Below are 11,837 nucleotides of genomic sequence, written 5' to 3'. Positions count from 1 at the left end.
GGGTTGATCGCGAGGGTCCGGAGCGTACGGACAGCGGTCAGGACTTCTTCGGCTCCGCCTCGACCTCGTCGTCGTCGGCGAAGACGAGCCGGCCGTCGTCCAGCGCGACGGCCCACCGGCGCACCGGCGCCCAGTCCCGCCCGAGCTGCTCGCCGGCCCGGGCGGCTTCGCTCGCATAGTCCTCGACCACCACTCCGGGCAGTCGGCTCTTGTCGTCGCCACGACGCACCACCACCCGCGAGCCGACGGTGAGCCCGCCCCTGCCTGCAACTCCCGAGTTGTCACTCATGACAAATGATCATTGCATCGATCGCTCTTCCGGACACCCCTACCACGGCAGGACCGCCTCCGTGTCGGCACCTGCGCGTCACCGGCGGCGCCCATCTCACTCGACCACCGGGAAGAGGGACTCGCCGTCCTCGGGGCTGCCGCCGATCTGACCTCGATCGACCCGCGAGTCCTCGACGATGACACCCTCGACCAGCTCTGCGTGCTTACGTCCGCCGTCGTAGACCTCGTCGACGATGTCCTCGGTCAGCTCGTCGTCCGGCATGGCCGCAACCGGCCGCTCGAGCGGCTCCGGGGGCGCCACGTCGGGTTCCTCCTCGGCGAGGCGCTGGTCCAGCGACTCGCCTTCTTGCTCCTCCCGCTGCGTGGTGCCGAACCGGTCGGCCCCGCTCCAGCCCTCCGGCGGGTCCACGACCTCGTCGCCGTCGTCGTTGCGGACTTCGTCGGAATCGAGGCCCTCGCTCGGGCTGAGCGTGTCGCCGGGACCGTCTTCGATACTCATGGCTGCGAGGTACCCGAGCCGTGGGACCGCGAAACGCGGACGGGTTTGTCTGCCCCGGATACCGTCTATGCCCGGGGCACGACCACGGCGAGGGAGCCTTCCCATGGGCGAGAACGACCTCTTCCAGCACATCGAGGGGCTGGTGAGCGAGAAAAGGTCGACTCCCGTCGCCGGTGACGGACACCGCGAAGGACGAGGTGGGGAGTAGACATGGGCGAGAGCTCGGGAACCGGGGACGCGGAGACGCTGACCGTGAAGCTGGAGGACGCGGGCGGCACGTCGTGGTGGGCCTCCCTGCTCGCGACGCTGAGTTCGCAGTACGGCAACGCGTACAAGCGGTTCGTCGGCCGGGTGGACGGGGAACGCCGCTATGTCGGTCCCACCTTCCCGGTCCCCCGGACGTGGGGGGACATCCCGCCGCAGGAGGCGTGGGCGCCGGAGATGAACCGAAGCCTCGCCGAGGTGCTCCGGCACATCGAGGACGATCACTGGGTGCAGACCGGTAACGGGCAGCAACCGTGGGAGTTCCGGTTCACCCGGCCTCAGTGACCGGATTGCGAGGAGGATTCCGTGCGGGTACGATTGTCGAAAACTGTTGCTGCAGTGGCTGTCTCGGTAGGATTGGTCGCGTCGTGCGGCGACGGCGACACCACGCCGGGCGCGCAATCGACCACGAGCGCGTCCGTTCCCGCGTCGGCACCGGCACCGGCGACGACGGCCGAGAGCGCCCCCGCGTCCTCCTCGCCGGAGACGTCGCCGGCCGCGACGAGCGAGGACGCGACGCCACCGGCCGGGTCGTCCTTTCCCGGAGAAGACCTCACCCCGGAGGAGGCCGAAGCGCTTCAGCGCGCGGTCGACGAGGGTAGCCAGCCGTGGCGGCTGGATCCGTCCCTCGTCGCGCAGGCGTTCGTGGCGGACCGATTCGGATGGAGCGACACCGACGCACGCGCGGCCGACCCGCACACCGTCGAGGTGACCAACCGGGTGGACGGCAGCATCGTGGTGCTCCAGCTGCGCCGGCCCGTCCGGGAGAGCGCCGACGGAATCTGGGTCGTCACGGACGGCGTCCGGATCGGCTGAACCACCAGCGGAAGTGCAGCCGGCACCCGCTCGCCGGAATCATGCCTCCGCCGCGGCCCGCCGGACCAGGTCGACGATCGCCTCGGGGACATCCGACTGCGGCGCATGCCCGGCCCACGACAGCGGCACGAACCGCGCCCCGGGAACCAGCGGGACGTACCGCACCGTCTGCGCAGAGGCGACGACGTCGAGTACGCCCTGCGCGAGGGTGACGGGGCACATGATCCGGTCGAGACCCGTCGGCACGTCCGTCGGCACGGCGTTCCACAGCATCGACCGGTACCCCTCGGATTCCGCGAATCCTCCCTTCACGGAATGTGATTCGGATCGCGAGGCGCGCCACGGCAGGGCCGCCCGAGCCCCGGTGGCCCCGCGCCGCTCACACCGGCTCGAGCAGTTCCGGGCGGTTGTTGCGAGGGTTGTTGACCGCGGTGCCGACCTCGTAGGGCTCCAGGTGGGGTTCGGGGACGGAGGCGATCAGCGCGTCGACGTCGTCGCGGTCGGTGAGGGCCGGATCGAGCCACACGTCGTGGAAGGACGGCGGCAGCACCAGCGGGCACCGCTCGTGGATCTGCCCGGCGGCGTCGGTGGCCTCCGTCGTCAGCACCGTGACGGTCCACAGCCACTTGTCGGGATGGTCGTCCGGCAGGCTCGGATCCGGCCACAGCTCGTACAGGCCGGCCATTCCGAGCACGCCGTCGCCGTGCAGGAAGTACGGCACCTTGGTGCCGTCCTCGCGTTTCTGCCACTCGAAGTACCCGTCGGCCGGCAGGATGCACCGTCGCCGCGCGGCCGCGGCCTTGAACGACGGTTTCTCGGTGATCGTCTCGCAGCGGGCATTGATCAGCCGGTTGCCGATCTTCGGGTCTTTGGCCCACGACGGCACCAGCCCCCACCGGGCGGACCGGAGCTGACGCACCGCCTCCGCGCCCGGATCGTCCTTCGGGGCGCGCTCGAGCACCACCCGCACCGTCTGCGTCGGCGCGACGTTGTACGACGGGGGCAGCGGCTCGCCCACCGTCTCCACCACGTCGAACAGGGAGCGCAGTTCCTGATCGGTGACCGTGCTCGCATACCGACCGCACATGCCGCCCACCTTCTGTCGTCGTGCCTCGACTGGTCGGTTCCCATGGTGCCGCACCGCACCGACACGCGCCGGACCGCATGTGACGCCGGTCATCGGCGCGGGTCGTCCGGCCGGGACGCACGGCCGGGCGCGCTAGCCTGGTGCCGGGACCGATCGTGCGAACCCGGCGACGACGTCGCGGGCAGCCGTGGTCTCCCCCGACGTGCCGGTACCTTCCGGGTCCGGCACGCAGTCTGTCCCCCATCGGATTGGAGTACATCGTGGTCGACCTCGCCTATGTCATCGCCGGGTCCGAAGCCACCGGCGGCGCAGGGTTGCAGGTGGATCTGAAGACATTCCAGGAGCTGGGCGTCTACGGCGTCGGCACCACCACCTGCATCGTCTCGTTCGACCCGCGGAACGACTGGTCGCACCGCTTCGTCCCGATCGCGCCCGAGGTCATCGCGGACCAGATCGAGGCCGCCACCGCGGCCCACGACCTCGACGTCGTCAAGATCGGCATGCTCGGCACCCCCGCGACCATCGAGGTGGTCGCCGAGGGCCTGCGTCGCCGGTCGTGGCGGCACGTCGTCCTGGACCCGGTGCTGATCTGCAAGGGTCAGGAGCCCGGCGCCGCGCTCGACACCGACAACGCGCTGCGCGAGGCCGTGCTGCCCCTGGCCACGGTGGTTACCCCCAACCTGTTCGAGGCCCGCACCCTGGCGGGGATGGACCGCATCGACACCGTCGACGACCTCGTCGAGGCCGCCCGCCGCATCCACGCCCTCGGCCCGCGGTACGTCCTGGCCAAGGGCGGCGTGGAGCTGGCCGGCGACGACGCCGTCGACGTGCTCTTCGACGGTGTGGAGGTCACCGTGTTCTCCGCGCCGAAGGTCGGCCGGGAACGGGTCTCCGGCGCCGGCTGCACGCTCGCCGCGGCCGTGACCGCCGAACTCGCCAAGGGCGCCGACGTGCCCGCCGCCGTCGCGCTGGCGAAGGACTTCGTCACCGCCGGCATCGAGGGCCGGGTCGGGGCGCACACGCCGTTCGACACGGTGTGGCAGGGCGCGTACGCGGCGTCGCGCACGGCATAGGACCACCCCCGTCCGTCGGCGATCCGGATTCGACTATCGGAGTGCATGTTTCGGACATCGACAACCGCCGGGACGGTTGTCGATGTCCGGAACCGGCGCGTGTGGCTCGGTATCGCGATGCGCGGGCACGTCCGACGCCTATCGTGGACGGGCATCCGTCCGCTCGGCCGAGAGGATTCCCATGACCGCGATCCGGACCGCGCTCGTCACCGGCGGCACCGGCGGGCTCGGTGCCGCCGTCACGACACATCTGCTCGAGACCGGCTGGCGGGTCGTGGTCCCCTGGGTGGCTCGTACCGAACTCGGCCGGCTCGCGGACCATCCGCGTCTGCATCTCGTGGAGGCGGACCTGTCCGACGAGGCGCAGCTGCGGCAGGCCGTCTCGCTCGCGGCGGCCGAGGAATCCGCGCCCCTGTTCGGTGTGGTGAATCTGGTGGGCGGGTTCACCTCGGGGCCGCGGGTGCACGAGACTCCGATCGAGGTCCTCGACGCCCAGCTGGATCTCAACGTGCGCACCGCCTACGCCGTGACCCGCGCGGCGCTGCCGCACCTGCTCGCGGGCAGCGGTGGGTCGGTGGTCTGCATGTCGACCGCGGCGACGAAGCGGCCGTTCGCCGGGGGCGCCGCCTACGTCGCGTCGAAGGCCGCCGTGACCGCACTGGTCGAGACCCTGGCCGTCGAGTACGCCGCCGACGGCGTCCGGGTCAACGCGCTGCTGCCCGTCGTAATCGACACGCCCGCGAACCGGGCGGCGATGCCCGACGCGAACCGGCGCTCGTGGTCGCAGCCCGCCGAGATCGCGCGCGTGATCCGGTTCCTGCTCTCCGACGACGGCGCCGCCGTCACCGGGGCTTCGATACCCGTCACGCATGTGGGCTGACGCGCCCGGCGCACTCCGCACCCGTCGGGCCGCCCCGGCTCGAACCGAGCGAATGGACCATGCTGTCGACGTGAGGAGCTGAACGATACATTCGCTCGCCCCCGCGCCCCGCGCGCCCGCGCCCGCGCTACGCGGGTAGCTCGAGCCCCTGCTCGCCGGCGCGGCGCGCCACCTCCTCCGGGAAGACGTTGCGCAGCAGGTACAGGTCCTGGCCGATGACCCAGCCGGGGGCGAGGGCGGTGGCGTAGCGCTCGAAGTAGCCGAGCTGCTTGCCGAACAGCACCAGTTCCTCCGGGCTGGCGATCCCCCATTGCTTGCCGAGCCGGATCAGCGCGACGATGAGTTCGCTGAGCCGGAGCTGTCCGAGGTCGCGGCCGAGGAGCGGAGCGAGGGCCTGCGCCACCTGCCGGCCGATCTCGGCGTCGTCGGCATCGAGTCCGCTGGTGTAGCCGAGTGCGCGGATGCCTTGCGCCACGCGGGCGAAGTCCCCGTCGATGGCGGTCGCGCGGAACAGGTCGCGCAGGATGGCGCGCCAGTGCTCGGGCAGCTCGCCGACGATGCCGAAGTCCAGGAAGGCGAGGCGGCCGTCGTCGAGCAGCCACAGGTTCCCGGCGTGCACGTCGCCGTGGAACGGCCCGTGCAGGACGACCGATTCGATCCATACCTTCACCCCGCGGCGGATGAGCAGGCGGGTGTCGATGCCGGCGTCGGCGGGCACGCGGTCCATGGGCACACCGCGAAGGCGTTCCATGCAGATCACGCGCGGCCCGCAGTAGTCCCAGTACACCTGCGGCGTGGCGACGGCCGTGTTGTCCCCGAACGCGCCGATGCACTCCCGGAACCGGCTCTGCCGGTCCGCCTCGACCGCACTGTTGAGTTCGGTCATCGTGGACGAGTGCAGGTCGCGGATGATGGCGGTGGCGTTCGCGATGCGGAAGAACTCGAAGGCCTGCAGCAGGCGCGCGCCGAGGTAGGCCGCACGCAGGTCGATGAGCATGCGGTGGGCGATGCCGGGCCGCTGCACCTTCACGACCGCCTCCCGCCCGTCGTGCAGCACGCACGCGTGCACCTGGCCGACGGACGCGGCGGCCAGCGGCAGGTCGTCGAACCGGGCGAACAGTTCGCCGACGGGATGCCCGAGGTCTTCCTCGATCACGTCGCGGGCCTGGTCCGCGGAGACGGGCGCGACGTCGTCCAGGCAGCGCAGGCACGCGTCGGCCAGCGGCTTGGGGAACACACCGGACGACGACGCCATGAGCTGGCCGAGCTTGACGAACGTGGGGCCGAGGATCTCGAATGCGTCGACGGTGCCCTCGGCGGCGGCGTCGGCCGGGCCGCGCCCGTCGGGTCGCAGTGGCCAGGCCAGCAGCTTCAGCAGCACGCTGACGACGAGCACCACGGCGACGACGACCGTGCGGCCGGCTTCGCGCAGACCGAAACGCTCGAGCGGGGGCATGTCGACGTGCAGGGCCGACGCGGGCGGTCCCCCGGCGTACGGGCCTGTCGGTCGTGGCGCGATGTCGGGCACGCGTCCCCCTCGTCCTTGCTGCCTGCCGGCGGGGCTGTCGGCCGGGGGCAGTTACTGGACGGTACCCGGAGTGCACAGATAGTTCGAGACCCTGTTTCCTGTCGGCCCCCAGGGCTACGCTCACGCTCGTAACTGCACTTCGGACCGACGGGCAGGCGGGGGCACACCATGACGGAGCAGGTTCTCGATTCGCAGGACGACTTTCTGACGCTCGCCGGTCCGTACCGGCGTGAGCTGCTGGCGCACTGTTACCGGATGAGTGGCTCGATCCACGACGCGGAGGACCTCGTGCAGGAGACGTACCTGCGCGCCTGGCGCGGCTACGCCAACTTCGGCGGCCGCTCGTCGCTGCGGACGTGGCTGCACCGCATCGCGACCAACGTGTGCCTGACCGCGCTGGAGGGCCGATCGCGCCGGCCGCTGCCGACGGGGCTGGGGGCGCCGAGTTCGGATCCGGTCGACGACCTCGTCGAGCGCGGGGAAGTGCCGTGGCTCGAGCCGATTCCCGGCGGATCCCTCGGCGACGACGGTCGGCCGGACGACCCGACGGACCCGGCGGCGATCGTGACCTCGCGCGAGTCCATCCGTCTGGCGTTCGTGGCGGCGCTGCAGCATCTGTCGGCGCGGCAGCGGGCAGTGCTGCTGCTGAGGGACGTGCTGCAGTGGCGGGCGACGGAGGTGGCCACCGCGCTGGACACCTCGACGGCCGCGGTGAACAGCCTGCTCCAGCGGGCCCGCGCGCAGCTGCAGCAGGCGCAGGTGACGAAGGAGAATCTGGTCGAGCCGGAGAGCCCGGAGGCGCAGGCGCTGGTGCGGCGCTGGGTCGAGGGGTTCGAGAAGTACGACATCGATTCGATCGTCGAGATGCTCACCCAGGAGGCGGTCTGGGAGATGCCGCCGTTCGAGGGCTGGTACCGCGGCGCCGAGGCGATCGGGACCCTCATCCGGACGCATTGCCCGGCGAGCGGGCCGGGAGACCAGGTTCTGCTGCCGACGGTGGCGAACGGGCAGCCCGCCCTCGGCCTCTACATGAGAGGCGAGGACGGGCAGCACCATCCGTTTCAGCTGCAGGTGCTCGATGTCGTGGGCGACCGGGTGGTGCATGTGACGGTGTTCTTCGACACCGAGCTGTTCGCCCTGTTCGGGCTGCCCGAGCACCCCTGACGCCGGCCGCTACGTCTGCACGGACGTCTCGGCCTGGGGTCCCATCGCGGCGGCCGCGGCCTCGACGTCCATCCACATGACCTCCCAGACGTGCCCGTCGAGGTCGCGGAAGGCCCGGCCGTACATGAAGTCGGTCTTCATCTCCTCCGAGCCGGCGGTGATCCAGTCGCTGCCACCGGCGGCGAGCGCGGCGTCGACGAGCCGGTCGACCTCGTCGCGGCTCTCGGCGGACACGCTCATGAGCACCTCACGGGCCGTGGCGGTGTCGCAGATGTCGCCGGTGATGAAATCGCGGAAGCGCGGCTCCTCGAGGAGCATCACGTAGGTCTGTTCGTTGATCTCGAGGCAGGCAGTGTTGGCGTCGCAGAACATCTCGTTGAAGGTGAAGCCGAGAGCGTCGAAGAACGTGCGGGTGGCGGCGACATCCTTGACGGCCAGGTTGGCGAAGAGCATGCGGGACATCTTCAACTCCTTGCGTGTGAGCGGGCGGACGGTACCTCGGGTGAGGGTGTCGAGCAGGTAGACCACCCGGCAGCGGGAAACTCATCGCCCGCCCGGGATCGCCGAAATCCCGGCGCAGAGCCGTGCGAGGAACTATGCTCTGCGGCCGGTGCTCAGCGCACCGAAGCGATGGACCATACCCCAGCGGGTATGTATCCTGGCTTCATCCGGCCGACGGAGACGATCGGCCGTCACAGACACCGCGTCCCACCTCCCTCCCCCCGTAGGCGGGACGTGGCGCCGGGCGTCACGCGCCCGGCGCGGACCCCCTGCCCTCCCCTCCCCTCGGGCAGGGGGTTTGCCGTTTCCGGACCGGCCGGCTCGCGCCCGTCGCACGGCAGGAACAAATCCCCCGGCCGGTCGGTTAGAGTAGTTGAACAGTCAACTACATGCCGAAGGAGCCCGCCATGCCCGCGGTGACCGTAGACAACATCCTCACCCTGCCCCGCATCCCGTCCCCCGCGCCCGACGCCCCCGCCCGTCCCGTCCTCGGCGTCCGTACCGCCCCCGTCGGATACGAGGGTGAGGGTTTCCCCGTGCGCCGGGCATTCGCAGGCATCGACCAGCGCTTCCTCGATCCGTTCATCCACATGGACCAGATGGGCGAGGTGCAGTACGCACCCGGTGAACCCAAGGGCACCCCGTGGCACCCGCACCGCGGCTTCGAGACCGTCACCTACATGATCGACGGGATCCTGGAGCACAAGGACTCCAACGGCGGCGGCGGCACCATCGGCGGCGGCGACACCCAGTGGATGACGGCGGGGTCGGGCATCCTGCACATCGAGGCCCCGCCCGAACATGTCGTGGCCAGCGGCGGCCTGTTCCACGGCGTGCAGTTGTGGGTGAACCTGCCCCGGGACAACAAGATGGCGCAGCCCCGATACCAGGACATCTCCGGCAGCCAGGTGGCCCTGGCCTCCTCCCCCGACGGCGGCGCCCTCGTCCGCGTCGTCGCCGGCGAGATCGGCGGTGTGCGCGGCCCCGGCGTCACCCACACCCCGATCGCCCTCGCCCACCTGACCGTCGCGCCCGGCGCCTCGGTGACCCTGCCGTGGCGCCGGGAGTACAACGCGCTCGGTTACGTGCTCGCCGGGGACGGCACCGTCGGCGCGGAGCGCGCACCGATCCGGGCGGGACAGACCGCCGTGTTCGGACCCAACGGTGACAGCGTCACGTTCACCGCCGCCGCCACCCAGGACTCGCGCACCGCGTCGCTCGAGGTGTTCCTGCTCGGCGGGCGGCCGATCCGCGAGCCCGTGGCGATGTACGGGCCGTTCGTGATGAACACCAAGGCCGAGATCATCCAGGCGTTCGAGGACTTCCAGGCCGGCCGGCTCGGGACCGTCCCGGCCGAACACGAGCAGTTGCCGTAACGCGCGCCGGGACCGGGGCGCGCATCCGAAAGCTGCGCGGCCCGGCCCGTCCGCGCCCCGTTCCGCTCCGTACCCTGAACCGCGATACCTTTCGAGGAGACACCATGACCGACGCCCCGACCATCGACATCCGGCGCGCCGAGGACCGGCTGACGACGAAGATCTCCTGGCTCGATTCGAAGCACTCGTTCTCCTTCGGGCACCACTACGACCCGGACAACACCCACCACGGGCTGCTGCTGGTCAGCAACGACGACACCGTCCTGCCGGGCCAGGGCTTCGACACGCATCCGCACCGCGACATGGAGATCGTGACCTGGGTGCTGCGCGGCAGCCTCGTGCACCAGGACTCGATCGGGCACTCCGGCGTCATCTACCCCGGCCTGGCGCAGCGGATGAGCGCCGGGACGGGCATCCTGCACTCGGAGAAGAACGACTCCTGGCGACTGCCCGGCGTCACGGGGCTGCACGCCGGGGAACACGCCGAACCGGTGCGCTTCATCCAGATGTGGGTGGTCCCGGACGAGTCGGGCATCACCCCCGGCTACGAACAACTCGAGATCGACGACGAGCTGATGCGCGGCGGACTGGTGCCCGTCGCGACCGGGATCCCCGAGCACCGCGACCACGCCGCCATCCGCATCCACAACAGGTACGCCGGGCTGTCGGTCGCCCGGCTGCAGCCGGGCCGGACGGTCGTCCTACCCGATGCGCCGTACCTGCACGTGTTCGTCGCCCAGGGCACGGCCGAGCTCGAGGGCGCCGGCACCCTGCGGGAGGGTGACGCCGTGCGACTGACCGGGTCCGGCGGACAGCGGATCCACACCGACACGGCCGCGGAGATCCTCGTGTGGGAGATGCACGCGCATCTCGGCTGACCGGGGTGGGCGGGACGCCCCGGTCCCGGCCTCGGTACGGTGACCGAGCGAACCCTCGCTCCGTCCCTCCCGATCCCAGGATGCCTCCCGTGACCGTCACCGCCCCCGAAACCGATCGCCTCAACGCCTTCATGGGCATCGACACCGTGGCCGGGGAGCCCCGAACGGTGGCGTTCCGCCAACCGCTCGGCAACCGGTTTCTCGACCACCGCGGCCGCACCACCGTCGGGTCCGTCGGTGTGCTCACCGACGTCGTGCTCGGCGCCGCCCCGCACCTCGTGTGGCGGGGCCAGGGTCGCGACACCCGTTCCGTACTCACCCAACTCAGCGCGTCGACCGCGAATCCGATTTCCGCCCAGGGGAATCTGCACGGTACCGGCCGCGCCGTCCACGTGGACGAGGACACGGCACTGAGCACCGCGCAGATCCGCGACGACGCAGGCGATCTGGTGATCCAGCTGACGGGGCGGTCCATGGTCGTGAATCGTCCCGCCGTGTTCGACGCAGACTCGTTCGCGGACGCGTCCGGTCTGTCCCGGCCCACCCCCGAACCCTGGACGGATCCGGCGGAGCTCACCGACCGCCCCGGGCTCGACGTAGTCTCCGGCATCGCCGCCGGCACGGTGGCCCGCGGACCGCTCGCGGGACTACTCGGCCTGCGCCTGCAGACCGTCGAGAAGGGCCACGTCACCGCGGTGGTGCCGCCGGTGGAGTGGATGGCCAATCCCATGGGGGCGGTGCAGGGCGGGGTGCTGGTCTCCGTCGCCGACGCCGTTGCCGAACTGGCGGCCCAGACCCTCACCGCCGCCGGCCGGCAGTACCGACTGCTGAACCTGACCCTCGACTACCTGCGCTCACCCGAGGCGCCGGGTCCCGACATGCTCGTCGAGGCGAAGGTCACCCGTGCGGGCCGGCGACTCGCCTCGATCGACACGCACCTCACCGCACCGGACGGCGCGGTCCTGGTGCGGGCCCACGCGAGCGTGCACATGGGTTCGCTCTGAAGGTGTCGGCTTCCGACCGCGCTCGATCAACTCGCCGAGCGGTGGGCGGAGACGACCCTCGTCCGGCCCCCGGCTCGGACCGTCGCATCAGGGGTGGGCGCAGGTCGCCGGTCAGTGGTCGTCGTAGTGCCCGTCGTGCGCGGCGTGCCGGTGCCCGTCGTGGATGTAGTCCAGGTGATCCCCGTGCGGGACGGCCACGTGCCCGCAGCCTTCACCGTGGACGTGGTCGTGTCCTTCGTAGGCCACATGCTCGGCGGGTTCACACTCGTCGACGTGTCCGTCGTGGACTCGGTGCAGATGCCCGTCGTGCACATAGTCGACGTGGTCGCCGTGTGGCACGGCCACGTGCCCGCAGCCCTCGCCGTGGGCGTGTTCGTGGCCTGCATGTTCTCGGTGGGTGGTCATCGCCGCGCTCCTCGGACAGACGAAACCGTTTCGCGCTTCCCAGTCTCCCACCGTCATCCGTGGTTCGGAAC

Annotated in this window: 15 protein-coding genes; 8 read left to right on the top strand and 7 right to left on the bottom strand. The window is 71.0% G+C overall.

The genetic code is table 11. From position 1 onward, the window contains the following. Window positions 1-37: 37 nt before the first annotated feature. Both JYA75_RS08330 and JYA75_RS08325 read right to left on the bottom strand, forming a co-directional pair. Window positions 38-289, bottom strand: a complete 252-nt coding sequence (locus JYA75_RS08330; RefSeq protein ID WP_006947358.1) for a hypothetical protein — start codon at window positions 287-289, stop codon at window positions 38-40. A gap of 96 nt (window positions 290-385) precedes the next feature. Then, window positions 386-790 (bottom strand): hypothetical protein, encoded by a 405-nt coding sequence (locus JYA75_RS08325; RefSeq protein WP_050035943.1) that lies wholly within the window; start codon window positions 788-790, stop codon window positions 386-388. Between the two features lie 210 nt (window positions 791-1,000). Here JYA75_RS08325 and JYA75_RS08320 point away from each other — a divergent pair, with 210 nt between their 5' ends. After that, window positions 1,001-1,339, top strand: a complete 339-nt coding sequence (locus tag JYA75_RS08320; protein ID WP_168580136.1) for a hypothetical protein — start codon at window positions 1,001-1,003, stop codon at window positions 1,337-1,339. A gap of 54 nt (window positions 1,340-1,393) precedes the next feature. Continuing rightward, entirely contained in the window at window positions 1,394-1,870 is a 477-nt protein-coding gene (locus JYA75_RS08315; protein ID WP_050035944.1) for a hypothetical protein, read from the top strand. Between the two features lie 39 nt (window positions 1,871-1,909). On the opposite strand, the gene JYA75_RS08310 is transcribed toward JYA75_RS08315, so the two are convergent. Together JYA75_RS08310 and JYA75_RS08305 are read right to left on the bottom strand one after the other, a co-directional pair. Next, on the bottom strand, window positions 1,910-2,182 hold the full coding sequence (locus JYA75_RS08310) for an alpha/beta hydrolase (protein WP_231772418.1): 273 nt from the start codon (window positions 2,180-2,182) through the stop codon (window positions 1,910-1,912). 67 nt (window positions 2,183-2,249) lie between these two features. Continuing rightward, window positions 2,250-2,957, bottom strand: coding sequence for an SOS response-associated peptidase (locus JYA75_RS08305; RefSeq protein ID WP_100056014.1), 708 nt, complete (start codon window positions 2,955-2,957; stop codon window positions 2,250-2,252). 260 nt (window positions 2,958-3,217) lie between these two features. On the opposite strand from JYA75_RS08305, the gene thiD reads away from it, so the two are divergent. After that, on the top strand, window positions 3,218-4,030 hold the full coding sequence (thiD, locus tag JYA75_RS08300) for a bifunctional hydroxymethylpyrimidine kinase/phosphomethylpyrimidine kinase (RefSeq protein ID WP_185713124.1): 813 nt from the start codon (window positions 3,218-3,220) through the stop codon (window positions 4,028-4,030). A gap of 181 nt (window positions 4,031-4,211) precedes the next feature. Further along, entirely contained in the window at window positions 4,212-4,910 is a 699-nt protein-coding gene (locus tag JYA75_RS08295; protein ID WP_029546250.1) for an SDR family oxidoreductase, read from the top strand. A 127-nt stretch (window positions 4,911-5,037) separates the two neighbouring features. Here JYA75_RS08295 and JYA75_RS08290 read toward each other — a convergent pair whose 3' ends face one another. Beyond that, window positions 5,038-6,438 (bottom strand): AarF/UbiB family protein, encoded by a 1,401-nt coding sequence (locus tag JYA75_RS08290; RefSeq protein WP_203329867.1) that lies wholly within the window; start codon window positions 6,436-6,438, stop codon window positions 5,038-5,040. Between the two features lie 168 nt (window positions 6,439-6,606). Here JYA75_RS08290 and JYA75_RS08285 point away from each other — a divergent pair, with 168 nt between their 5' ends. Continuing rightward, entirely contained in the window at window positions 6,607-7,602 is a 996-nt protein-coding gene (locus tag JYA75_RS08285; RefSeq protein ID WP_006947344.1) for a sigma-70 family RNA polymerase sigma factor, read from the top strand. A gap of 9 nt (window positions 7,603-7,611) precedes the next feature. Here the strand turns inward: JYA75_RS08285 and JYA75_RS08280 are convergent, their stop codons facing one another. Continuing rightward, window positions 7,612-8,064 carry a VOC family protein gene (locus JYA75_RS08280; RefSeq protein WP_029546253.1) on the bottom strand — a complete coding sequence of 151 codons (453 nt, stop codon included), beginning with the start codon at window positions 8,062-8,064 and terminating at the stop codon, window positions 7,612-7,614. Window positions 8,065-8,510: 446 nt separating this feature from the next. Here JYA75_RS08280 and JYA75_RS08275 point away from each other — a divergent pair, with 446 nt between their 5' ends. The 3 genes from JYA75_RS08275 to JYA75_RS08265 all read left to right on the top strand — a co-directional run bounded on the left by JYA75_RS08275 (window position 8,511) and on the right by JYA75_RS08265 (window position 11,361). Beyond that, window positions 8,511-9,479: a pirin family protein gene (locus JYA75_RS08275; protein WP_006947342.1), complete on the top strand. Its 969-nt coding sequence runs from the start codon at window positions 8,511-8,513 to the stop codon at window positions 9,477-9,479. Between the two features lie 104 nt (window positions 9,480-9,583). Continuing rightward, the gene (locus JYA75_RS08270; RefSeq protein WP_006947341.1) at window positions 9,584-10,357 is read left to right on the top strand and encodes a pirin-like bicupin family protein; all 774 of its coding nucleotides are present in this window, start codon (window positions 9,584-9,586) and stop codon (window positions 10,355-10,357) included. Between the two features lie 89 nt (window positions 10,358-10,446). Then, window positions 10,447-11,361 carry a PaaI family thioesterase gene (locus JYA75_RS08265; protein WP_203329866.1) on the top strand — a complete coding sequence of 305 codons (915 nt, stop codon included), beginning with the start codon at window positions 10,447-10,449 and terminating at the stop codon, window positions 11,359-11,361. A gap of 111 nt (window positions 11,362-11,472) precedes the next feature. Here the strand turns inward: JYA75_RS08265 and JYA75_RS08260 are convergent, their stop codons facing one another. Further along, window positions 11,473-11,766: a hypothetical protein gene (locus tag JYA75_RS08260; RefSeq protein ID WP_203329865.1), complete on the bottom strand. Its 294-nt coding sequence runs from the start codon at window positions 11,764-11,766 to the stop codon at window positions 11,473-11,475. Window positions 11,767-11,837 lie beyond the last annotated feature (71 nt).

The organism is Rhodococcus sp. PSBB066, from assembly GCF_017068255.1.
GTDB lineage: Bacteria > Actinomycetota > Actinomycetes > Mycobacteriales > Mycobacteriaceae > Rhodococcus > Rhodococcus aetherivorans.
This window is presented reverse-complemented; position numbering and strand designations above follow the sequence as displayed.